We start from the raw sequence: 22036 nt of genomic DNA, 5'->3' as shown, positions 1-22036 counted from the left end.
AACCACGTGCAACGCAATCGTTCGGGAACGCTGCGCCTCCGCTCTTCAGAGATGATTGCGTTGCTCCCGCCTCGCCGGAGGCAATCCCGATTGTGTTTTTGCCGGGCCTTGAGTACCGCTCCGCGAGTGGCGCCACCCTGAGTCTCGCGATGCACTGGCTGCTCGAGCGCCGAAGGGCGCGCCAGCCGGATGTCGACGACCGGCAATAACGAGTTCAGGGCTCGTCGTAGCTGGTGATGACCGAGCTGATTACGGCACCAAGGGCGCGTCGTGCCCAGTTCCGATGGTCCCAGCGGTCGGCGTGTGGCGCCTGGCCAGCGAGCTGCGCGAACGCCCGCGCGGCGTGGCCCGCACCTGGACTGCTGCCCAGCTCGCGCACAGGGATGGGCCGCCCCTGGACTCGAGCTGGTGGTGTATGCCGGGGACGTGCCGCCACGAACATGAGATCCAACGTCCACGACTTCAGCGGCCCCGACTCGCTCCCATCCCGGGCGACCGTCATCCGCCGCGCATGCCGCCTTGCTGACAACAACAGCGATCTCGATGAAGACCAGAGCCGCGTCAATGACTCCTAGCGCTGGCAGTACGCGCGGGTCCAAGGCGCGAACCGCCACTGCGAAGCTGGACGTGTCGCGCGTATCGACCGACGACTCACGCCCGGTAACGCTCTTGCTCACCCTTCACCCCCAACCTCATTCGGGTGGTGGCCCTCCCCAGGGCCACCACCCGAATGTCACAGTGCCTCAACCAACGACATTGCTGACCAAGCGAATGTCACTCGTGACCGAGGTCCGCATGACATTTCTTGACCGCTGACATCAGCTGCAGCCGCTGGTGCTTCCGCAGCCCTCGCAGACGTAGCAGGAGCCGGCGGGACGCATCTTCGTGCCGCAGGTCATGCAGATCGGCGCGTCGGCGGTGATGCCACCGAACTTCTCGAGCAGCTCGGCCGAGCTGTGCACGTCGTTCGAGATCTCGCGGGCCGAGGCCGCGCCGGCACCCGACTTGACCTCGGCGGCCGCGGCCGGGGACTCGGCCTGGACCTCCTCGGCCTTGTGCTCGGCCTTCTTCGAGACCGGCGCCGACTGCTGGAGCGACTCGAGCTCGTCCTCGAGGTCCTCGTCGGACTCGTCGGACTCGGTGGCCTCGTAGGAGCCGGTCTCGACCTGGCGGGCCCGCTCCGACGCCGTGTGGATGCCCATGAAGGAGCGCGTGTCGAAGTCGAGGTAGTCGAGCGCGAGGCGGCGGAAGACGTAGTCCATGATCGACTGCGCCATGCGCACGTCCGGGTCGTCCGTCAGGCCGGCCGGCTCGAAGCGGAGGTTCGTGAACTTCTCCACGAACGTCTCGAGCGGCACGCCGTACTGCAGGCCGATCGACACCGCGATCGAGAAGGCGTCCATCACGCCGGCCAGGGTCGAGCCCTGCTTGCCGAACTTGAGGAAGATCTCGCCGAGCTGCTGGTCGTCGTAGGTGCCGGCCGTGAGGTAGCCCTCAGCCCCACCGACGGCGAACGACGTCGTCTGCGAGGTGCGGCGCTTGGGCAGGCGGCGACGGACCGGGCGGTACTCGATGACCTTCTCGACCTTGACCTCGGCAGCAGCAGCGTCAGCAGCGGCCTTGTTGTCCTTGGCCGTCGAGCCACCGTCGGACAGCGGCTGACCGACCTTGCAGTTGTCGCGGTAGATGGCGAGCGCCTTGATGCCGAGCTTCCAGCCCTGCATGTAGACGTCCTGGATCTCCTCGACCGTGGCCGTCTCGGGCAGGTTGACCGTCTTGGAGATGGCACCGGAGAGGAACGGCTGCGTCGCGGCCATCATGCGCACGTGGCCCATGGCCGAGATCGAGCGCGCACCCATCGCGGTGTCGAAGACCTCATAGTGCTCGGGCTTGAGCCCGGGGGCGTCGATGACGTGGCCCTTGTCGGCGATGTACTCGACGATCGCCTCGACGGTCTCGCCGGTGTAGCCCATCTTGCGCAGCGCGCGCGGGATCGTCAGGTTGACGATCTGCATCGAGCCGCCACCGACGAGCTTCTTGAACTTCACGAGCGAGAAGTCCGGCTCGATGCCGGTCGTGTCGCAGTCCATCATGAAGCCGATGGTGCCGGTCGGGGCCAGCACCGACGCCTGGGCGTTGCGGTAGCCGTGCTTCTCACCGAGCTTGACGACGTCGTCCCACGCCTTCGTCGCGAGCTTGTGGACGTCGGAGTCCATCGTGTCGAGCGTCTTGATGTTGTCGTTGGCGGCCTGGTGCTTGCGCATGACCCGCTTGTGCGCGTCCGCGTTGCGGGCGTAGCCGGCGTAGGCGCCGACGACCGAGGCCATCTCGGCGGAGCGCTTGTAGGCGGCACCCGTGAGCAGCGACGTGATCGAGGCAGCGAGCGCGCGGCCACCCTCGGAGTCGTAGCCGTGGCCGGTCGCCATGAGGAGCGCACCGAGGTTGGCGTAACCGATGCCGAGCTGGCGGTAGTTGCGCGTGGTCTCGCCGATCGGCTCGGTCGGGAAGTCCGCGAAGCAGATCGAGATGTCCATCGCCGTGATGACGAGCTCGACGACCTTCTGGAAGGTGACGGCGTCGAACGTGTCGTCGTCGCGCAGGAACTTCAGCAGGTTGAGCGAGGCGAGGTTGCACGAGGAGTTGTCGAGCGACATGTACTCCGAGCACGGGTTGGACGCGGTGATGCGGCCCGTCTCGGGGTTGGTGTGCCACGCGTTGATCGTGTCGTCGTACTGGATGCCCGGGTCGGCGCACTCCCACGCGGCCTTGGCGATCTTGCCGAAGAGCTCGCGGGCGTCGACGGTGTCGATGACCGAGCCGTCGCCGCGCGAGCGCAGCCCGAACTCCGTGCCGTCCTCGACGGCCTTCATGAACTCGTCGTTGACGCGGACCGAGTTGTTGGCGTTCTGGTACTGGACGGAGACGATGTCCTTGCCGCCGAGGTCCATGTCGAAGCCGGCGTCACGCAGGGCGCGGATCTTGTCCTCCTCGCGCGCCTTCGTCTCGACGAACTCCTCGATGTCGGGGTGGTCGACGTCGAGCACGACCATCTTGGCTGCACGACGCGTGGCGCCGCCCGACTTGATGGTGCCGGCGGACGCGTCGGCGCCGCGCATGAAGGACACCGGACCCGAGGCCGTGCCCCCGGAGGAGAGCAGCTCCTTGGAGGAGCGGATGCGGGAGAGGTTGAGGCCGGCGCCGGAGCCGCCCTGGAAGATCTTCCCCTCCTCCTTGTACCAGTTGAGGATCGAGTCCATCGAGTCGTCGACGGCGAGGATGAAGCAGGCGGAGACCTGCTGGGGGCTCTTGGTGCCGACGTTGAACCACACGGGCGAGTTGAACGAGAAGACCTGGTGCAGCAGGGCGTGGGTCAGCTCGTGCTCGAAGATCTCGGCGTCGTCGGGCGCGGCGAAGTAGCCATTGCTCTTGCCGGCGGCGACGTAGGTCAGCACGACGCGGTCGATGAGCTGCTTGAGCGAGACCTCACGGGCAGCCGTGCCGACGGCGCCGCGGAAGTACTTGGTGGTGACGATGGTGCTGGCGTTGACCGACCAGAAGTCGGGGAACTCGACCCCGCGCTGCTCGAAGATCGTCTCGCCCGTCTTCCAGTTCTGCTGGACGACGTCGCGCTTCTCCCACGTGACCTCGTCGTACGGGTGCACGCCGGGCGTGGTGTAGATGCGCTCGATCTTGACGCCCTTGGCGCCTGCCTTCGAGCGTGAGCTGCGGTTACCGATCTCCGTCATGTCGTGCGGCCTCCCTGACCGAATCTGCTGCTGGTTTAAGTGTTGCGTGGGCCACCGACAGTGCGGGGCCCCGGACGTGCTGTGGAGGGTGGTTACCGCTGGACGTCGAGCCGGGACGGAGCGGTGGGCTCCTCCCCCAGCGCGTCGTGCTCGGCTCGGAGGAGCGCGATGGCTCCCTCGAAGTCCTCGAGGCTCTCCCACGCCTGGTAGACGCTGGCGAACCTGAGGTACGCGACCTCGTCGAGCTCGCGGAGCGGTTCGAGGACGGCCATGCCGACCTCGTGCGCCTCGATCTCGGCGTTTCCCTGCGACCGGATCGTCTCCTCGACCTTCTGGGCGAGAAGGGCCAGGTCGTCCTCGCTGACGGGCCGCCCCTGGCATGACTTGCGCACGCCGGAGAGGACCTTGGCCCGACTGAACGGCTCGGAGGCCCCCGACCGCTTGATCACGTTGAGGCTCGAGGTCTCGAGCGTCGTGAAGCGGCGGTTGCACTCGGGGCACTGGCGCCGACGCCTGATGCAGGCGCCGTCGTCGGTCGTGCGTGAGTCGATGACCCGCGAGTCGGTGTGGCGACAGAACGGACAGTGCACGTCTGGTCACCTTCCCTTCCCCGAGACCCAGTCGTTCAACGGTTCCAGGCCCTCCCGTATGCCGCCTCGAGCCCGGCCCGCACCCGCCCGGTGTTCGTGGGACCGGTCGGGCCTTGGGGACGGATCTGGGGATGACGTGGGGATGACCTGTGCGTAACCCCCGCTTGCCTGGGGACTACATGTGGATGTCTTACATCTGTGTAACTACTAGATGTAGGGGTAACTGTAGGCATGGTGTGACCCCGATCGCAAGCACGTCAGCGCGGTCCGGCGCGTCGCGCCCCTGACCTGCACAAACGTCACTCCAGTCCCAGCCCTCCCGGCGCGTCGCGAGACGTCGACCCCCAACATCTAGGGGTGGACCATGCCCTCCACTCCCCCATCTGCGGGTCCACGAGCGTATGCCGTCCCGCCGCGATCGCGGTCAGCGACCCCTGCGCGCCCGGAAGTCCCACCCGGCCCGGCGGACCGGGCGCGGGCGCGACCCGCGCCGCGGGCGCGTCAGCGGGCTGCGTCCTCGCCGACCTGTGCCTCGAGCTGGCGAACGCGGGACACGAGGCCCTTGAGAAGCAGCACGGCGGTGTGCGGGTGCTGGTCGATGAGGTCGGTGAACGCGGCCGGCGACAGCCGGAAGGCGGTGAGGCCCTCGGGCCCGCTCGTGACGGTGGCCGTGCGCCCCGACCCGTCGATGAGGGACATCTCCCCGAAGTAGTCGCCCTTCGCCAGCGAGCCAACGGCACGACCGTCGACGTCGACGTCGGCCGAGCCGTCGAGCAGCATCACCATGCCGGCGTCGCGGTCGCCCTGCTTGACCATCGGCACACCGGGGCTGACCTTGACGGTGGAGCCGCGGGCGATCACCTCCTCGACGAGGTCGTCCGGCAGCTCGCAGAAGAGCTCGACCGCGCACAGAGAGTCCTTCAGGCTCATGCTTGCCTCCCACACCCGGGCCCGCCACACGGGCCAGCCCTTCGACGGTAGCCCTCCGGGGCACGCGTGGGGTCCGCATTCGACGAAGATCCGTGGAGGCTCAGGGGTCGGTCAGCGTAGCCGCGCGATGCCCGGCCGCGTCGCGAACCACAGGCAGAGCACCGACATGGCGGCACCGTAGACACTGGCGGCCGTGAGGACGGAGGTGGCGGCCGCGAGCGCACCGAAGGCCGGGATCGCGAGCGGCACCAGCGCCATGTCGCCGAGGCTCGAGACCGACGAGACGCGTCCGAGGTGGCTCGGCGCGATGGTGCGCTGGTAGGTGCCGGACAGCCAGACCGACGCCGCGCCGGCCGCGACGCCGACGAGGAGCATCGACACCAGCAGGACGGCGCGCGAGCCGACGCCGGTCCCCGCGATGCACACGCCCTGCCCGACGAGGACGGCGAAGCCGGCGCGGGCCGGGCGGGCCACGCGCCACCGGATCCCGAGGACGCTCCCCGAGATCGCGCCGACCGCGAACGCGGCCTCGGCGGCGCCGAGCCAGGCCGGGCCCCACCCCGAGCCGCTGACACGCAGGGCGATCCCGAGGGCGATGACCGGCGAGACGAAGACGTTGAGGGCCGCGAGCCCGAGCACGAGAAGCCGGGCCGACTCGTCCCGACGCAGGTATGCCGCCCCGTCCCTCAGGCTGGCCGTCCACGACGAGAGGGGCACCCGAGGCATCCGGAAGCGTGGACGCACCACGACCGCGAGGACGGCGGCGACCGCGAGGAAGGTGACGGCATTCGCGAGCATGGCCCCGGCGGGGCCGAACGCGGCCACGGCCACGCCCCCGGCCGGGGCGCCCAGCAGGCGCGCGACGCGTCCCCCGATCTGGTTCCAGCCACTCACGGTCGCGAGGTCGGCGGGCCGCACGAGCTGGCGGGCGAGCGTGGCCCCCGCCGGCAGGGTGAGCCCCGTGGCGGTGCCGAGCAGGACACCCATCGTGACGAGGAGCGGTGCGCCCTTGACTCCGGCGGCCCACGCGGCTGCGCCGCCGAGCAGCACCACCGCCTGGGCGAGCCGGCCCGTCACGAGGATGCGACGGGTGTCCCACCGGTCGGCGATGACCCCGCCGAGGAGGACGAACACGGCCTGCGGCAGCGTCTCGGCCCCGAGGACGACGCCGGCCATCGCCGGGGACAGCGTGTGCACCGCGGTCCAGGCCAGCGCCACCGTCCACACGGCGTCGCCGAACCACGAGAGCGCCATCGAGCCCACCCAGGTCTGCACCATCCGGTCGCGGGTGACGGGCGGAGGTGCGGCGCCGAGGAGGGTCGGCTCGGCCGGCTGCGGGTCCGCGGCCGCGCGCGCGGTGAGGGTGGTCGTGGCGTCGGTGCGGTCGCTCACGGCTTCACCGGCCCGCTCGGGAAGACGCGCGCTGCGACGCGGACCGGGAGGCGCTCGGCGTCCGGGCGCGCCTGCGCGTCGGCACGGCACTCCTCGCTCCACTCGACGACGAGGTCGGTGAGCCGGCGACTCAGCTCGCCCATCTGGTCGACCGTGGCGGTGACGAGCGTGTCGGACGCGACCGACGCGTGCCGCACGTCGGGCGGGGCGGACTCGCCCTCGGCCAGCCACCGCTGGACCGCCCGCACGTGGTGGCGGAAGTTCTCGGCCTCCGCCGCCCCGGCGATCCGTCGCGCCACGGTCCCCTCGCCGTAGTCCGTGGCGTCCCACGAGAGCTGCCGAGGACGACTGCGCCACCAGCTCTCCCGGGTGTCCCGGGCCAGCTCCGGCGCCGGTTCGACGAAGCCGTAGCGGTGCAGCGTCCCGAGGTGGTGGCTCACCGAACCGGCCGCGAGGCCCGTGCGCTGTGCCAGCCGCCCGACGGTCGCCGGGCCCTCGACGGCCAGCAGCTCGCACAGCCATCGGCGCGTCGGGTGGTGGAAGGCCGTGAGCACGTCGAGCAGGGCGTTGCCCCTCTCGCTGCCGAGCTCGTCGCCGTCAGACGGACGAGTGGCGGTGTGGCGTTCGGAGGCGGTGCGACGTGGCATGCGACCCACCCTCAGGGTCCGCGGCCACGTTGCACAAGACTTCTTGTATAACTGGGTGGGCGTCGCCGACCACGAGACATGGCGGGGTGGGTTCTTGCCCTCGAGCGCCTCCATGACAGAGTCTGCCTATCGTGACAAACCGGACATCATCACCAGACGTCCTCGACCCCGCCCAGCGACGCGAGGACGCGTTGGCGGGCTACGACGTGCTCGGCAACGCGCCCGAGCGCGAGCTGCAGGCCCTGGTCGACATCGCGGCACAGGTGTGCGCCGTCCCCCGGGCGGCGATCAACCTCATCACTGCGACGCACCAGCAGCAGATCGCCACCACCGGCTTCGCCGCCTCGATCTGTGCCCGCGAGGACTCGATGTGCGCCGCCGTGCTCGAGCACACCGACCGGGTCGTCGTCCCGGACGCCAGCCTCGACGCCAGGTTCCGCGAGAACCCTTTCGTGACAGGCATCCTCGGCACCGTCCGCTTCTACGCGTCAGCACCACTGACCACACCGGACGGCGTCATCATCGGTCGCCTCTGCGTCTTCGACTCCCAACCCCGTGAGCTCGACGAGTCGCAGGAGGAGGCCCTCGTCGCCATCGCCGAGCGCGTCGTCGACGTCCTCGAGCTGCGCCTGCGCACCCGGGAGCTCGAGGACTCGCTCGCCGCACTCACCGAGACGAGGGACGAGCTCCACCGTTCCAACGAGGCCCTCTCGGTCTTTGCCGGACAGGTGAGCCACGACCTGCGCACCCCGCTCACCGCGATCATGGCGAGCACCGAGATGCTGGGCCAGCAGCCCGCGGTCGCTGCGGACGAGTGGTCCGAGCGTCTCGTCGCCACGGCCTTCCGTTCCGCGACACGCATGGCCGGCATGATCGAGCAGATCCTCGCCCACGCCAGGGTCGGGGCCGAGCTGCACCGCAGCGACACCGATCTCGACGGCGTCCTCTCCTCGGTGCTCGAGGACCTCGCCCCGACGCTCAGCGCCCGGTCGGCCACCGTCACGGCCGGCGCCCTCCCGACGCTGCCCGCGGACGGGCAGCAGCTCTACTCGGTGCTGCTCAACCTCGTGTCCAACGCCGTGAAGTACGCCCGGCCCGGTGTCGCTCCCCTCGTCGAGATCTCGTCGACGCGGGTCGACGGTTCATGGCGTGTCTCGGTGCGTGACAACGGGATCGGCATCTCGGCTGCCGACCGTGACCGCGTCTTCGGTCTCTTCAACCGGGTCGAGACCTCCGTCGACGGCAGCGGCATCGGCCTGGCCACGGTCAAGCGCATCATCGAGGCCCACGGCGGGTCGATCGGGATCAGCTCGGTGGACGGCCCTGGGACCGACGTGTGGTTCGAGCTCCCGGCGGAGCTGCCGGGCCGGGACGGTCAGGACCAGCCGGACGGCACCCGCGCGGACTGACCGGACGGCGCGCCCGGGTGAGCACGACGAGCGCGACGACGGCGGCCAAGGGGGCCCGCACGTCCATGAGGAGCACGTGCAGGACCGTGGCGACGTAGGCCCAGACCGCGGATCCGTCGTCGAGGGCCTCGCCCACGGCGAACGCCCCCGAGCGTGCGGCGTCGTCGAGCAGTACGGCCCCCGCGTGGGCCGCGGCGCCACCGATGGACGCGAGACCCGCCCACCGCAGTCGCGTCAGCACCGACCTCGTCGTCCGGGCCGCCCCCGTCCCGCCCGACGCCAGGAGCGGACCGGCTGTGCCGCCGCCGGCGGCCGCTCCAGAGTCGACCCGTGGCCGCAACCCCGGCCGGGACAGTGCGACGGCGAGGACGACCCCGAAGCCGACGACGCCCAGCAGTGCGCGGGGCGAGAGCGCGTACAGGGCCCCGTCTCCGGCAGCGGTCCCGCCGTCGATGACCCAGCCCACCGCGACGTAGGGCAGCGTCTGGAGCGCGACGAGCCACCCGCACGCCCAGAGGACGAGGCGATCTCGGCGGATCGCGACAGCCAGCGCCTCGAGGTCGCGGGTCGGGCCGTCGGCGACGGTCCTCACGGGACGAGCCTCGGCCAGCGCATCGGGTCGGTCCCCAGACTCGGGCCGGTCGTCGTGCACGCTCGTTCGTCGGCGCCCTGGAGCACCCGCAGGTCGGGACGACCCGCCGCGACGGCGACGAGGTTGCGCGCACTGTCGGTGCCGGCCCGGAGGTAGTCGGAGTGGCCTCCCGACGTGCGGCCCGTGTCGACGAAGTCGGATCGCGAGTGGAGCCAGTGGTTGCACCCCGTCCCGGACAGCTTCAGGGCGAAGGTCGAGAGCCGGGTCGCGCCGGAGACGTCAGCCGCCGACGTGCCGTGCACCAGCCAGCCGTAGCTGAAGACGTCGTCTCCCACCGCGCCGAGGACGTTGAGGGACCCGGGCTTGAGAGCCGTGCGGGCGACGTCGCTGAACGGCAGACCCGGCACACCGAAGACCGCGACGTCGTCGACAGCGCTCGTGCGCAGCGCGGCGTAGCCGGCCAGGGTCCCGCCGTAGGAGTGGGCCCAGAACGTCTGGTGGGCCGGTCGTTCCCGAGCCGCCTCGACGCCGGTGACGAAGTCGGACAAGGCACCGGCGTTGTCGCGGGCGAGCTTGGCGCTGAGGACGTTCCGGTCGACGGAGGTGACGATCTCGTGGACCTGCGGCGCGTCGTAGCCCATCCACGTCACGACCGCGACGTCCTCGCCGCGCGCCACCTCGCGGGCCTCCGAGCGCATCCGCACGAAGGTCTCGTCGTAACGACGCAGGTCGGCGCCGACCATGGTCGAGAGCCCACCGACGAAGGTGACGACGTGCTCGGCCCGGTCGACGTCGCCGACCGCGACGACCGCCTTGACGTCGGGCCCGGTCGCGTCGACGAGGAGCAGGCGCCGCTGTCCGCCGTCGCGCCGTGACAGCACGTCGCGCACCGCCTGCAGGGCCGCGACGTGCTCGGCCGAGCGGGTGCGCTCGGCGGCATTGCTCACGGACGCCCGAGCCTGCGCCTCACGAGCACGGGCCCGGGCTGCCTGCTCCGCTCGGGCCAGCAGGGTGAGGTTGGCCTCGTGGCGAGCGGCGGCGGGCACCCCGTCGCGGGGACCCACCCACTCCGGACGATCGCGGACGACGCGGCGCCGCTCCTCGTCGGTCAGGGACCGCCACCAGGCGGCGGAGGCGAACACCTCGCCGCCGGGTCCACCGGCCGCCGACTGCTCCGCCGGTGGGGGTGGCAGCGGCGCCGGGAGCACATGGGCAGCGGTCCCCGGCGGCGCGGTAGAGCCACGAGCCGCGGTCAGCAGTGCCCGCCACAGCTCGTCGTCGGTCTCGAACGCCGATCGTCGGGCCTGCGTCAGGCAGGCGTGCACCTCCACCCTCAGCAGCTCGTCGAGCCGGGCCCGGTGCGCCTCGCCCGCAGGGTCTCCGAGCGAGGCGCGCACCGGCAGGAAGAGGCGACCCTCACCGTCGACCCAGGCACCCTCGTCGGCGGCCCGCCGGTCGGCGCGACCGACGAGGTCGAGCGCGGACTGGAGGCGTGACGCGGCGTGCCCGACGGCGTGACCCGTCGCGGCGATGCTCCCCGCGAGCCTCCCGAGCCCGGCGACGACGAGACCGTAGCGGTCGACTGCTGCCGACGAGGCGGCACCGGACCACCGGGGAGCAGCCGAGCGACGCCAGAGCACGAGCTCGGCCAGACCGAGCACCCGGCACCGGCGCTCCTCGAGACGCCGACTCAGCTCGACCAGGGACTGCGGCCGGCAGGCGCGCAGGTCACCGACCGTCATCATCAGCGACGCGCTCGAACCGGTCCCGCCCGGGCTCCCCGGGCTCCCCGGGCTCATCGGGCGCCACCGGGCGACCGCACGGCCAGACGCGCCGCCTGCTCGACCGCGTCATAGGTGTCGGCCGCGGCGGCGAGGCAGCGACCCAGCTCGCGCAGCTCCCAGCGCATCCCGGCCAGCCGCGCCTCCCAGGCCGCCGCCACCTGACCGAGGCCCGAGGCGACACGACCCCCGGGCACCGCCGCGCCCAACGGCCGCAGCTCGGCGGCGATCTCCAGCCGTTGCACCCGCGCCAGCACCTCACCGATCGAGGTGGCGTCGTCGCGCAGCGCGTCGGTGTCCACGTCGTAGCGCATCCCCTGCTCCCTTCCCGAGGCAGCAACGCTAGGCCGGGCCCGGGACGGCGGGAGCCCGTCATCCACGGGACCGCGGTCGAGCCCGGTCGCGCGGGCGACCTTGCGCCACAAGGACGGCGCCACGGCCAGGGGTGGGGACAGCAGGACGCCGCACCCCCGGTCAGGGGTGCGGCGTCCGGGGCAGGAACGGCGGGGTCGAAGCGCCGCTACCGCCAGCCGCTGAAGGTGGAGCCAACGCGGCGGATCAGGAGGGCCGGGACCGGCGCAGCCGAGCACACGGCATACGACACGGGACGGGCCCTGGACGGGCTGGACGGGTCAGCGACCCGGGACGACGAGCTGCTGGCCGCTGTGGATCGCTGTGGTGCTGAGGGCGTTGGCGATCTGGAGCTCGACGACGCCCTCGGCCGTGGTCAGCTCGGGAAGCTCGCGGGCGGCGATGCCCGACAGGGTCTGGCCGGACTGGACCGTGATCGTGCGTGGCTCGCCCGTGGCCGACGCGAGCTGGCCCGCCAGGCCGACACCGAGGACGGAGACGACGCCCGCGACGAGGAGCGTGACGACGAGGCGGCCGAAACGCGTCAGGCGCATCGGCGGCCTCGCGGCACGGGCCGCACGCGCGGCCTCGGGCCCGGTGGGGACGAGGACGAGGCGAGGCCGGCCGGTCGACTGCGACCGCGCGGGCTCCTCGGTGTGCGGCTGACGAACGGCCTCGAGGACGATGGCGCTCATGGTGACCTCCCCTTGCTCCTGAACTGGCGAACACATGTTCGATAGAACGTCTGTACGAGTTGTAGCACGGATGTTCGACGAAGTCGAGACACGCATCGAACAGGTGTTTGGCAACTGTGTTCGAACTGCGTAGTCTTTCCTCACACCACAGACCTCACCAGCCACCACTGACACTGGCCCCACACCCAGCGTCACGACGCGGTCTGACGAGCCGACGAAGGGGACACCATGGGCGTGACCGAGCTTCCCGATCGCGAGACCGGCGACGGTCTCACCGTCCGCCAGCGGCGGGTGCTCGAGGTCATCCGCAACTCCGTCGACCGGCGCGGCTACCCGCCGAGCATGCGCGAGATCGGCGACGCCGTCGGCCTCGCCAGCCCCTCGAGCGTCTCGCACCAGCTCAACGCCCTCGTCGCCAAGGGCTACCTGCGCCGCGACCCGAACCGGCCGCGGGCCCTCGAGGTCGTCTCGCCCGACGCGAAGGCCGAGGAGCTCGGCTACCGCGGGGGCGACGCCACCGCGCCGCGTCCGCGCGGCGACCACTACGACACGGAGACCGACTCGGGCGATGCCCGCCCCGAGGCGTCGTACGTGCCGGTGCTCGGCCAGATCGCGGCCGGTGTGCCGATCACGGCCGAGGAGGTCGTCGAGGACGTCTTCCCGCTGCCCAAGCAGCTCGTCGGCGAGGGCGACCTCTTCCTCCTCAAGGTCAACGGCGACTCGATGGTCGAGGCCGCGATCTGCGACGGTGACTGGGTCGTCGTGCGCCAGCAGCAGCACGCCGAGAACGGCGACGTCGTGGCCGCGATGCTCGACAACGAGGCCACGGTCAAGACGTTCAAGCGCACCGACGGGCACGTGTGGCTCATGCCGCACAACCCCGACTTCTCGCCCATCGACGGCGACCACGCGACGATCCTCGGCAAGGTGACGGCGGTCCTGCGCCGGCTCTGACAGCGCCCGCTCCCCCACCGACGACGATGCCGTCGGCGCCCTCCGCGCCGACGGCATCGTCGCGTCCCGGGAGGCGTATCGGGTGAGGCGGCGACAGACTCTGACCCGTGAGCCCTGCGAAGGAGACCGCCATGGCACCTGGCCGCACCCGCGACGTCGTCCTCACCTACCGCTACCTGCGCGGCGCGATGATCGCGCTGCTGCTCATGCTGCTGCTCTCGGTCGGCTACCAGTGGTGGTGGGAGACCGACCACTCGTGCTGGCTCGGCTCGATCAGCGCGTACTACTACACGCCGGCGCGGACCGTCTTCGTCGGCTCGCTCTGCGCGCTCGGGGCCAGCCTCATCGCCTACAAGGGCCACTCGCCCGAGGAGGACGTGCTGCTCAACTTCTCGGGCTTCATGGCCTTCGTTGTCGCCATGGTGCCGACGGTGCCGGACGGACGGTGCGGGCCGAACGCGTACACCCAGACCCCGGCCGAGATCGCCGCGGCCGTGCGCAACAACATCTGGTCGCTCGTCATCGTCGCCGTGCTCGCGGCCCTGGTGGCCGCCTGGCTCAAGCGGGGCGCGATGACGCGCGACCCGTCCGAGCGGCCCACGGTGCGCTCGGTGGTCGTCTCCGTCGTGTGCGGTGCGGTCCTGCTCGGTGAGCTGACCCTCTTCCTCGTGCTGCGCGACCGCTTCATCGCGCTGAGCCACGGCGTCGCCGCGGGCACCATGGTGGCCGGGGTCATCGCCGTGATGGTCCTCAGCGCGCTGAGGGCCGAGGAGCGGCACCGGGGCGCAGCCGGGGCCGCGGGGGCGAGCGGGACCGCCTACAAGCGCATCTACATCGCCATCGCGGTCGCCCTGGCCGTCGCCCTCGGGGTGACGGTGCTGACGGCCCTGACGGTGAGCGGCTTCGACCACCTCGTCCTCATCGCCGAGGTCATCATCATCGTGCTCTTCGCGGCGTACTGGGGCGTGCAGACCAAGGAGCTCTGGGACTTGCGCGAGGCCGACGGCGCCGAAGCGCGGTCGGCCCGGTCGGTGGCCGAGTAGCCCTCAGGACAAAGGCGGTTCGTCGCCCAGGGCACCGAGCCACCAGGTGCCTGCATCGCCGTGCTCGACGGCCTCGGCCGGCGTCAGCGTCGCGGTGACCCGTAGCCACGACTCGGCCCGGCCGAGCCGACCGAGCCGCAGCGCGGACGGCAGCGCCGCCCGCAGCTCACCGGCCGGGACGACGTCGCCCCAGACCTCGAGCGCGGCGTCCCCCACCCGCCGCAGCCGGGGATCGTCGGGGGTGGTCTCGAAGCGGTGGAGCAGCACGTTGAGCGGGACGAAGAGCGCCGAGAGCGGGTGCGCGAGCAGGGCGTCGCCGAAGTCGAAGAAGCGCATCCCGTCCGCCGTCGCGAAGACGTTGCTGGCGTGGAGGTCGTTGTGCACGAGGCTCTCGGGCAGGCCGAGTGCCTGGACGTCCTCGGCCCACGCCGTGACCGCGGGGAGCAGGGCGCGCAATCGGTGCGCGACGTCGCCGGACATGCGGCGCGGGTCGTCCGTGGGCAGCCCCGTCAGGGACGCGACCCGCGCCTCGACGTACGCCGCCGCCTCGGCCGGGCACAAGCTCGTGACGCCCGCAGCGACGAGGTCTGACCCGTGGCCGACGAGGTCACGTTGGAGGCGCATCGCCTCTGCGGCGACTCGGCACCAGGCATCGACGTCATCGTCGTCGACCGTCTCGGCGAGGACGGGACCCTGGTCGGGGACGAGGTGCAGAGCCCGCTCGAGGTCGACCGCGACGACCGGGACGACCCGGCGGGGCGAGAGCCGGTCGAGCACGACGAGCAGCGCCGCCTCGAACGACTGGTGGTCGCAGTTCTGCTTGGCCCAGTAGGTGGCGCCGTTCGACGCGACCGCGCGCCACACCGTCGACCACGGACGCTGGTGCACCGCCTCGAGCGACACGAGGTCGGCGCCGAGACCGCCCAGGACCCCACCGACCCAGTCGCGCAGCTCGCCCTCGAACGCGGCCGAGGTCCAGCGGACGGACGGCCCGGGCCCGGACTCCGGGAGGGCGGCATACCAAGGAAGCTCAGTGCCCGAGAGCATCACGCAGCTCCGTCAGGGTCGTGCCGAGAGGCGCGTGGAGGCGCAGGGTGGCCTCGGCGTCGCCGCGCGTCGCCGAGCGGGTGACGATCGCGACGGGCACGTCGCGCTGGTGCGCGCGACGGACGAAGCGGTAGCCGCTCATGACCGACAGCGACGACCCGAGGACGAGGACGGCGCCGGCACCCTCGACGAGCGAGAAGCAGTGCTCCACCACCGCCTTGGGCACCGACTCGCCGAAGAAGACGACGTCGGGCTTGACGGTGTCGTGGCCGCAGACGAGGCAGCGCGGGGCGTGGAAGGACTCGACGAGCGCGTCGGCGAGCACGATGTCTCCGTCGGGACGCACCTGCTCCCCCCACTGCGAGCCCACCGCGTGCGCCGCCTCGGCGAAGCGGTCCATGAAACCGGGGTTGGCCTCGGTCATCCTCTCGTGCAAGCCGATTCGGGAGGTGTACTCACCGCACGTGAGGCAGACCGCGCGCTCGAGCGACCCGTGCAGCTCGATGACGTCGGTGGCGCCCGACGCCTGGTGCAGGCCGTCGACGTTCTGGGTGATGATCGGCCCGACGTAGCCCGCGCGCTGGAGGTCGGTGACGACGCGGTGGCCCTCGTTGGGAGCGGCGGCGTTGAACCGTTGCCAGCCGATGTAGCTGCGGGCCCAGTAGCGTCGACGGGCGTCGCTCGACCCGGCGAACTCGCCGTACGTCATCGGCTCGACGCGACGTGTCCCGTCGGGTCCGCGGTAGTCGGGGATGCCGGAGTCGGTCGAGAGCCCCGCGCCGGAGAGCACGACGACCCCTCCGCCGCTGACGAGGTCGACGAGGTCGTCGAAGCTGCCGAGGTCGTGCGTCCGGAGGGGAAGAGTGCGCGACGTGGACAGCCGGGTGGTCGCCGTGGTGACCGCCGCGGCCGTCGTCTGCGCGGGTATGCGGTCCGGCTGCTGCACCCGGTCAGCCTACGTGCCTCTCGGGGACCATTGCCTGCCGACCGGATCCCGCATGATTCCATAATCATCGGTTATGATCAGGGCATGATCGATGCTGCCGGCCTGCGGGTCATGAAGGCGATTGCCGACGAGGGAAGCTTCACGAGCGCCGCCAACGCGCTGGGCTTCACGCAACCGGCCATCTCGCAGATGGTCCGGCGCCTCGAGCAGCGCACCGGGACCGTCCTCGTCGAGCGCTACGGCCGCCAGGTCCGCCTCACCGAGGCCGGTCAGGTGCTCGCGCGCCACGCCGTCGGCGTCCTCGCCGCCCTCGACGCGGCCGAGGAGGAGATCACCGCGATCGCCGGCCTGCGCGCGGGACGCGTCCGCCTCCAGGCCTTCCCCAGCTCGTCGGCGACCCTCGTGCCTCGCACGCTCGCGATCCTCAAGGCCCGCCACCCCGACATCACCGTCACCTTCACCGAGGCCGAGCCGCCCGAGTCGCTCGCGGCCCTGCGCAACGGCGACTGCGACGTCGCGGTCGCCTTCGCCTACGAGGGAGGCGACCTCGGCGAGCTCGAGGAGGACCTCTCGCTCCTCGTGACGCGCCGGCTCATGGACGACGAGGTGCGTCTCGTCGTCCCCGGCACGCACCCGCACGCCGACGACGCGGCCGCCTCCCTCGCCGACTTCTCGGACGAGGAGTGGATCGCCGGCTGCCCCCGCTGTCGCGGCCACCTCCTGTCGCTCGCCGACACCGCCGGCTTCCGCCCCAACGTCGCCTTCGAGACCGAGGACTACGTCGCCCAGCTCGGGCTCGTCACGGCCGGGCTCGGCGTGGCCCTCGTGCCCGACCTCATCCTCAACGCGGCCAAGCACGACGAGGTCGCGACCCTTCCCCTCTCCCCCGCGTCGCGCCGGCAGATCCTCGCCGTGACCACGCCCGACCTGCAGCGCGTCCCCGCCGTCGCCGCTGCGCTCGACGCGCTCTGCGAGGCGGCCGGGGCCGACCCGCTCGTCTCCACCGCCGAGCTCGTCGGCGCCAAGGCCTGAGGGCCGACCACTCCGGCAACCAGCACCACCACGCGCCCGGCCACGACCCGGCATACGGTGGCCTCATGACCAGGGTCGCCCTCGCCGCTCCCAACGCCTCCGCGCTCGACGCCGGTCTCGAGGTGGCCGCCGAGGGTGGGAACGCCGTCGACGTGGCCGTCGCCGCATCGGTGGCCGCCATGAGCACCGAACCGGGCGTCGTCAGCCTCATGGGCGGCGCCTTCGTCAACGTCTGGCTCGCCGGCGCCGAACCGGTCGTCATCGACGGCAACGTCGAGATGCCCGGGCGCGGCCTCGACGCGTCGGCGTTCGGGCACGGCGTGCGAGAGGTGCGCACCGACTACGGCGGCGGCGTGGCGATCGGGGCGGGCCACGGCTCCGTCGCCAACTCCGGCGCGCTGCAGGCGCTCTCGGCGGCACGGGACCGCTTCGGAGTCGTCCCGTGGCGCCGCCTCGTCGAACCCTCGGCGCGGGCGTGCCGCGAGGGCTACCGGATCGGCGCGGCCGCAGCGCTCTACCTCGGCCTCGTCCGCGAGAGCCTCTTCGGCGACGACCCCGAGGCGCACGCGCTGGTGACGGGGGCCGACGGGGGTCCCCTCGAGCCGGGCGAGACCTCGCTCAACCTCGACCTCGCCGACATCCTCGACCTCCTGGCGGCGCAAGGCGTCTCGCTCGTCACCACGGGCGCCGTCGGACATGTGCTCGTCGACGACATGGCCGCGAACGGCGGGCTCGTCACCCAGGCCGACCTCACGGCATACGCGCCCGTCGTGCGCAGCCCCACGATGCGGACCGTCGGGTCGTGGCGCATCGCCCTCAACCCGCCGCCCTCCGTGGGCGGCCCGATGCTCGCCGTCATGCTGGGAGAGCTCGCGCGGCACGAGCACTGGACGTGGAGCGAGGTCATCGAGATCCAGCGCCGGGTGCTCGCCTACCGCCTCTCGGTCCACGACCGGAGCCACGACCTCGAGGCCGACGGCCACGCCCTCCTCGAGGCGGTCGAGCGATACGGCCTGCCGGGCCTGCCGACATCCGCCTCGACGGCCCACGTCTCGGTCGTCGACGAGCACGGAAACGCCTGTGGCATCACGATGTCCGCCGGCTACGGCGCCGGCATGGTGATCCCGGGCACGGGCATCCTGCTCAACAACGCGCTCGGCGAGCCTGAGCTCAACGGGCTCGGGCTCCACGCCGTCGCGCCGGGCACGCGTCTCGCGTCCAACATGGCGCCGACGACCGGCCGCAGCGCCAGCGGTGGGGCGCTCGCCGTCGGCTCGCCCGGCGCCGACCGGATCACGACCGCGCTCATGCAGGTGCTCGGGCGGGGCCTGCTCCGCGGCGACGACCTCCAGCACTCGATCGACGCCCCGCGGCTGCACGTGCGCTTCATGGCGGACGGCTCCCCCCGGGTCGAGCACGAGCCCTCCGACGACATCGCTGCGGCCGTGCAGGCGAGCGGCCTGCCCTCCCACCACTACCCCGGACCCCACATGTACTTCGGTGGCGTCGGTGCGGCCGTGCTCGGTCCGGACGGCCTCGTCGCCGCCGGGGACGCGCGACGGGAGGCAGCCATCGGGGTATCTCCATGAGGACCTGCCGAGCGGTCCCATCCGGGACGCGGCCGGCACCGAATCATCTCGAGTCGACCCCCAACGAGAGGCCACCCCGATGACCATGACCGACGACCGCCCCGACGCTCCCGCCCCCTCCACGGCGTCCTCCCGTCCGAACGGCATCGCCGCCCGGCTGGCGGCCGTCGTCGAGCCCCTCTTCGGCGGGCAGCTGCCGGTGCGCCTCAAGGCGTGGGACGGCACCGTCGCCGGACCCACCGACGCCCCGACCGTCGTCCTGCGCGACCCGGCCGCCCTGCGCCGCCTCGTGCGCCACCCCGGCGAGCTCGGTCTCGCGCAGGCCTACGTCACCGGCGAGCTCGACGTCGAGGGTGACCTGCTCGACGGCTTCCGGCGCGTCTGGTCGACAGCCCGCACGCTCGCGGGTGGGCGTCCTTCGGCCGGCACGGTGGCCGCCGTCGCGAAGAACGGCATCCGGACCGCGTTCGACCTCGGGGTCGTCGGACTGCCGCCCGAGCCTCCCGTCTCGCAGGCCCGCCTCCGCGGTCGGCTGCACACCAAGACCCGCGACCGCAGTGCCATCGAGCACCACTACAACCTCTCCAACGACTTCTACTCGCTCATCCTCGACCCGCACATGGCCTACTCCTGCGGCTACTGGACGAGCACCGAGCCCGGCTACACCGTCGAGGACTCCCAGCGCGACAAGCTCGACCTCGTGTGCCACAAGCTCGGCATCGAGCCCGGCGGCCGGCACCTCGACATCGGCTGCGGCTGGGGCTCGCTGTCGCTCCACGCGGCCGAGAAGTTCGGCGCCCAGGTCGTCGGGGTGACGATCTCGAGCGAGCAGAAGGCCTTCATCGACGAGCGGATCCGCGAGCGTGGCCTCCAGGACCGCGTCGAGATCCGGCTCCAGGACTACCGCGAGGTGCCGGACGGCCCCTTCGACACCATCTCCTCGATCGAGATGGGCGAGCACGTCGGAGAGAAGAACTACCCGACGTTCACGGGCCAGATCCACCGTCTGCTGCGACCGGGTGGCCGCGCCCTGATCCAGCAGATGTCGCGCACGACGCGTCCGGGCGGCGGTCCCTTCATCGAGGCCTTCATCGCCCCCGACATGCACATGCGCCCCGTCGGCGAGACCGTCGACCTCATCGAGCAGGCCGGCCTCGAGGTGCGCGACGTCCACGCCCTGCGCGAGCACTACGTGTGGACCGTCAACGCCTGGTACGACACGTTCGAAGCCAACTGGGACCGCGTCGTCGCCATGGTCGGCGAGGAGGTCGGCCGCGTCTGGCGCCTCTACCTCGTCGGTGGCGCCCTCGCCTTCGAGGAGGGTCGCATGGGCGTCGACCAGATCCTCGCCGTCAAGCCGACGGCCGACGGCCGCAGCGGTATGCCGCCCGTCCGGGCCGGGTGACCACCGTGACCTCGGTCTGGGCGACCATCGCCCCCGGTGTGGCTCCGGCGGCCGAGGCCGCCGGCTTCGACGGCGGCGCCTTCGGGCGCACGCTGCTGCTCACGGCCCTCGCGGTCGTCGTCGTCCTCGGCATCACCTTCGCCGTGGCGATGCGCGTCGGCAAGCAGGCCGTCATCGACGTGACCTGGGGGCTGGGTTTCGTGGCGATCGCGCTCACGGCCTTCGTGACGAGCGGCGGTCATGGCGACGCGCTCCGCCGCTGGCTCGCGCTCGTGCTCACCGCGCTCTGGGGACTTCGTCTCGCGGCCCACATCTTCAGCCGGTCGCGCGGCAAGGGCGAGGACCCGCGCTACGAGGCGATGTTGAAGCGCGCCGACGGCAACCCGAGCACGTACGCGCTGCTGCACATCTACCTGCCGCAGGGCGTCATCATGTGGTTCGTCTCGCTGCCGGTCCAGATCGCGATGTTCGTCGAGGGCGGCATCGGCTGGGTGCTGTGGCTGGGCGTCGTCGTCTGGGTGATCGGCTTCTTCTTCGAGTCGGTGGGCGACCTGCAGCTGACGCGCTTCCGCAACGACCCGGCCAACAAAGGCACGGTGCTCGACACTGGCCTCTGGCGCTACACCCGGCACCCGAACTACTTCGGCGACGCGAGCGTCTGGACAGGGCTCTTCCTCGTCGCGGCGAGCGCCTGGCCCGGCGTGCTGACGGTCCTGTCGCCCGCCGTCATGGTGTGGAACCTCTACGGCGGCACCGGCAAGAAGCTGCTCGAGAAGGACATCGGCGACCGCCGCCCGGACTACGCCGACTACGTGCGGCGGACAAGCGGCTTCTTCCCCTGGCCGCCGAAGCCCGCCGACCCGTCGGTGAAGCGCGGCTGATCGCGGCCGAGCACGGCCGAGCACGGCCGAGCGGACGGTGCGAGGGGCGGGGATGATGGACGGCATGCGCCCGCCCCTCGCCGACGTCCTCGACCTGCAGCCCCACCCCGAGGGTGGCTGGTTCCGCCAGACGTGGGTCTCCCCCGACAGCGTGACGCTGCCGGACGGTCGCGTGCGCGCGACCGCCACCCTCATCCACTTCCTGCTGCCCGCCGGCCAGTCCTCGGCGTGGCACCGGGTGGCCTCGGACGAGGTCTGGCTCGCCCACACCGGCTCGGTCGTTCTCGAGCTCGGCGGGGCCGGGGCACAGCCGCCGTCCGACGGTGACGTGGAGTCGGTCGTGCTCGGCCTCGACCTCGCGGCAGGCGAGGTGGCCCAGGCGGTCGTCCCCGCGCACGTCTGGCAGCGCACCGTGCCGGGCGGCGCCGACGCGCTCGTCAGCTGTCTCGTGTCGCCCGGCTTCGACTTCGCGGACTTCGAGCTCGCCGGGCCTGCCACCGAGGTCGCCGACGAGGTCGCCGACGAGGTCGCCGACGATGTCGACGGCGACGTGCCTCGCGCTCCGGCAGGCCCGGAGGACGCGCCGGTCGACCCCTCGACACCGACGAACCCCGCCTGACGGGACCCGGCGCGGGGTGTCACCCGCGACGGCCGTCATCCCGAGACGGCCCGGACGCCGTCGGCGTCGCTGACGATCGCGACGTCGCCCTCGAGGTCGGTGCGGTGCACCTCGAACCCCCGCTCCTGCAGGGCCTTCATCGTCGCGGGCGCCGGGTGGCCGTAGTCGTTGCCGGCGCCGACGCTGATCAGGGCCAGCCGTCCGTCGACGTGGTCGAGGATGCGGTCGTCGCGGTTGCTCGACGCGTGGTGGGCCACCTTGAGCACGAGGAACGGGCGGCATCAACGAGCACGAGGCAGACCTGACGGCGAACGGAGCTGATGCGCTCGGGGAGGGCATGGTCGGACGTCCCGTTCTCAACCCCACGGGCGAGCGTCAGCACCGTCG

20 protein-coding genes are annotated in these 22036 nt (G+C 71.8%); 8 read left to right on the top strand and 12 right to left on the bottom strand.

The window, feature by feature from the left end; all coding sequences use genetic code 11:
• Positions 1-818: 818 nt before the first annotated feature.
• From ACSSS0_RS19160 to ACSSS0_RS19140, 5 genes are all read right to left on the bottom strand, one after another.
• Positions 819-3746 carry a vitamin B12-dependent ribonucleotide reductase gene (locus ACSSS0_RS19160; RefSeq protein WP_487229239.1) on the bottom strand — a complete coding sequence of 976 codons (2928 nt, stop codon included), beginning with the start codon at positions 3744-3746 and terminating at the stop codon, positions 819-821.
• A 92-nt stretch (positions 3747-3838) separates the two neighbouring features.
• The gene (gene nrdR / locus ACSSS0_RS19155; protein WP_435986409.1) at positions 3839-4336 is read right to left on the bottom strand and encodes a transcriptional regulator NrdR; all 498 of its coding nucleotides are present in this window, start codon (positions 4334-4336) and stop codon (positions 3839-3841) included.
• 501 nt (positions 4337-4837) lie between these two features.
• The gene (locus ACSSS0_RS19150; protein ID WP_435986410.1) at positions 4838-5266 is read right to left on the bottom strand and encodes a Crp/Fnr family transcriptional regulator; all 429 of its coding nucleotides are present in this window, start codon (positions 5264-5266) and stop codon (positions 4838-4840) included.
• A 111-nt stretch (positions 5267-5377) separates the two neighbouring features.
• Positions 5378-6658 carry an MFS transporter gene (locus tag ACSSS0_RS19145; RefSeq protein WP_487229238.1) on the bottom strand — a complete coding sequence of 427 codons (1281 nt, stop codon included), beginning with the start codon at positions 6656-6658 and terminating at the stop codon, positions 5378-5380.
• Positions 6655-7305 carry an ArsR/SmtB family transcription factor gene (locus ACSSS0_RS19140; RefSeq protein WP_435986412.1) on the bottom strand — a complete coding sequence of 217 codons (651 nt, stop codon included), beginning with the start codon at positions 7303-7305 and terminating at the stop codon, positions 6655-6657. Before ACSSS0_RS19140 ends, ACSSS0_RS19145 begins: the two co-directional genes overlap by 4 nt.
• A 131-nt stretch (positions 7306-7436) precedes the next feature.
• Between ACSSS0_RS19140 and ACSSS0_RS19135 the strand changes: the two genes are divergently transcribed.
• Positions 7437-8714, top strand: coding sequence for a sensor histidine kinase (locus ACSSS0_RS19135; protein WP_487229237.1), 1278 nt, complete (start codon positions 7437-7439; stop codon positions 8712-8714).
• Here ACSSS0_RS19135 and ACSSS0_RS19130 read toward each other — a convergent pair.
• The 4 genes from ACSSS0_RS19130 to ACSSS0_RS19115 all read right to left on the bottom strand — a co-directional run bounded on the left by ACSSS0_RS19130 (position 8611) and on the right by ACSSS0_RS19115 (position 12133).
• Positions 8611-9306, bottom strand: a complete 696-nt coding sequence (locus tag ACSSS0_RS19130; protein ID WP_487229236.1) for a hypothetical protein — start codon at positions 9304-9306, stop codon at positions 8611-8613. The two genes, ACSSS0_RS19135 and ACSSS0_RS19130, sit on opposite strands and share 104 nt — an antisense overlap.
• On the bottom strand, positions 9303-11051 hold the full coding sequence (locus ACSSS0_RS19125) for an alpha/beta hydrolase (RefSeq protein WP_487229235.1): 1749 nt from the start codon (positions 11049-11051) through the stop codon (positions 9303-9305). Before ACSSS0_RS19125 ends, ACSSS0_RS19130 begins: the two co-directional genes overlap by 4 nt.
• Positions 11052-11101: 50 nt before the next feature.
• Complete coding sequence (locus ACSSS0_RS19120) at positions 11102-11401, bottom strand: hypothetical protein (protein WP_435986416.1); 300 nt, start codon at positions 11399-11401, stop codon at positions 11102-11104.
• Between the two features lie 318 nt (positions 11402-11719).
• A complete protein-coding gene (locus tag ACSSS0_RS19115; RefSeq protein ID WP_435986417.1) occupies positions 11720-12133 on the bottom strand; it encodes a LysM peptidoglycan-binding domain-containing protein in 414 nt (137 codons plus the stop codon).
• A gap of 228 nt (positions 12134-12361) precedes the next feature.
• On the opposite strand from ACSSS0_RS19115, the gene lexA reads away from it, so the two are divergent.
• Together lexA and ACSSS0_RS19105 are read left to right on the top strand one after the other, a co-directional pair.
• Complete coding sequence (gene lexA, locus ACSSS0_RS19110; protein ID WP_435986418.1) at positions 12362-13087, top strand: transcriptional repressor LexA; 726 nt, start codon at positions 12362-12364, stop codon at positions 13085-13087.
• A gap of 107 nt (positions 13088-13194) precedes the next feature.
• The gene (locus ACSSS0_RS19105; protein ID WP_487229234.1) at positions 13195-14130 is read left to right on the top strand and encodes a hypothetical protein; all 936 of its coding nucleotides are present in this window, start codon (positions 13195-13197) and stop codon (positions 14128-14130) included.
• A gap of 3 nt (positions 14131-14133) precedes the next feature.
• Here ACSSS0_RS19105 and ACSSS0_RS19100 read toward each other — a convergent pair whose 3' ends face one another.
• Positions 14134-15177 carry a phosphotransferase gene (locus tag ACSSS0_RS19100; protein WP_487229233.1) on the bottom strand — a complete coding sequence of 348 codons (1044 nt, stop codon included), beginning with the start codon at positions 15175-15177 and terminating at the stop codon, positions 14134-14136.
• On the bottom strand, positions 15161-16123 hold the full coding sequence (locus ACSSS0_RS19095; RefSeq protein WP_487229232.1) for a Sir2 family NAD-dependent protein deacetylase: 963 nt from the start codon (positions 16121-16123) through the stop codon (positions 15161-15163). Before ACSSS0_RS19095 ends, ACSSS0_RS19100 begins: the two co-directional genes overlap by 17 nt.
• Positions 16124-16207: 84 nt before the next feature.
• Between ACSSS0_RS19095 and ACSSS0_RS19090 the strand changes: the two genes are divergently transcribed.
• The 5 genes from ACSSS0_RS19090 (at position 16208) to ACSSS0_RS19070 (ending at position 21649) form a co-directional block, all read left to right on the top strand.
• Positions 16208-17155: a LysR family transcriptional regulator gene (locus tag ACSSS0_RS19090; RefSeq protein ID WP_487229231.1), complete on the top strand. Its 948-nt coding sequence runs from the start codon at positions 16208-16210 to the stop codon at positions 17153-17155.
• A gap of 65 nt (positions 17156-17220) precedes the next feature.
• Entirely contained in the window at positions 17221-18744 is a 1524-nt protein-coding gene (locus ACSSS0_RS19085) for a gamma-glutamyltransferase (RefSeq protein ID WP_487229230.1), read from the top strand.
• A 79-nt stretch (positions 18745-18823) separates the two neighbouring features.
• Entirely contained in the window at positions 18824-20149 is a 1326-nt protein-coding gene (locus tag ACSSS0_RS19080) for a class I SAM-dependent methyltransferase (RefSeq protein ID WP_487229229.1), read from the top strand.
• A gap of 5 nt (positions 20150-20154) precedes the next feature.
• Complete coding sequence (locus ACSSS0_RS19075; protein ID WP_487229228.1) at positions 20155-21030, top strand: DUF1295 domain-containing protein; 876 nt, start codon at positions 20155-20157, stop codon at positions 21028-21030.
• 64 nt (positions 21031-21094) lie between these two features.
• The gene (locus ACSSS0_RS19070; RefSeq protein WP_487229227.1) at positions 21095-21649 is read left to right on the top strand and encodes a cupin domain-containing protein; all 555 of its coding nucleotides are present in this window, start codon (positions 21095-21097) and stop codon (positions 21647-21649) included.
• Positions 21650-21684: 35 nt separating this feature from the next.
• On the opposite strand, the gene ACSSS0_RS19065 is transcribed toward ACSSS0_RS19070, so the two are convergent.
• Positions 21685-21906 carry a hypothetical protein gene (locus ACSSS0_RS19065; protein WP_487229226.1) on the bottom strand — a complete coding sequence of 74 codons (222 nt, stop codon included), beginning with the start codon at positions 21904-21906 and terminating at the stop codon, positions 21685-21687.
• Between the last annotated feature and the right edge of the window lie 130 nt (positions 21907-22036).

Source organism: Terrabacter sp. R4-6, from assembly GCF_057529065.1.
The sequence above is the reverse complement of the archived record's forward strand: the minus strand, read 5'-3'. Positions and strand labels throughout refer to the sequence as shown.

Bases quoted from the DNA above. Each gene is read 5' to 3' on its own strand.
- ACSSS0_RS19085 (WP_487229230.1), top strand. From the start codon at position 17,221: ATGACCAGGGTCGCCCTCGCCGCTCCCAACGCCTCCGCGCTCGACGCC.
- ACSSS0_RS19090 (WP_487229231.1), top strand. From the start codon at position 16,208: ATGATCGATGCTGCCGGCCTGCGGGTCATGAAGGCGATTGCCGACGAG.
- ACSSS0_RS19080 (WP_487229229.1), top strand. From the start codon at position 18,824: ATGACCATGACCGACGACCGCCCCGACGCTCCCGCCCCCTCCACGGCG.
- ACSSS0_RS19120 (WP_435986416.1), bottom strand. From the start codon at position 11,401: ATGCGCTACGACGTGGACACCGACGCGCTGCGCGACGACGCCACCTCG.
- lexA (WP_435986418.1), top strand. From the start codon at position 12,362: ATGGGCGTGACCGAGCTTCCCGATCGCGAGACCGGCGACGGTCTCACC.
- ACSSS0_RS19160 (WP_487229239.1), bottom strand. From the start codon at position 3,746: ATGACGGAGATCGGTAACCGCAGCTCACGCTCGAAGGCAGGCGCCAAG.
- ACSSS0_RS19070 (WP_487229227.1), top strand. From the start codon at position 21,095: ATGCGCCCGCCCCTCGCCGACGTCCTCGACCTGCAGCCCCACCCCGAG.
- ACSSS0_RS19115 (WP_435986417.1), bottom strand. From the start codon at position 12,133: ATGAGCGCCATCGTCCTCGAGGCCGTTCGTCAGCCGCACACCGAGGAG.
- ACSSS0_RS19125 (WP_487229235.1), bottom strand. From the start codon at position 11,051: ATGATGACGGTCGGTGACCTGCGCGCCTGCCGGCCGCAGTCCCTGGTC.
- ACSSS0_RS19100 (WP_487229233.1), bottom strand. From the start codon at position 15,177: ATGCTCTCGGGCACTGAGCTTCCTTGGTATGCCGCCCTCCCGGAGTCC.
- ACSSS0_RS19150 (WP_435986410.1), bottom strand. From the start codon at position 5,266: ATGAGCCTGAAGGACTCTCTGTGCGCGGTCGAGCTCTTCTGCGAGCTG.
- ACSSS0_RS19140 (WP_435986412.1), bottom strand. From the start codon at position 7,305: ATGCCACGTCGCACCGCCTCCGAACGCCACACCGCCACTCGTCCGTCT.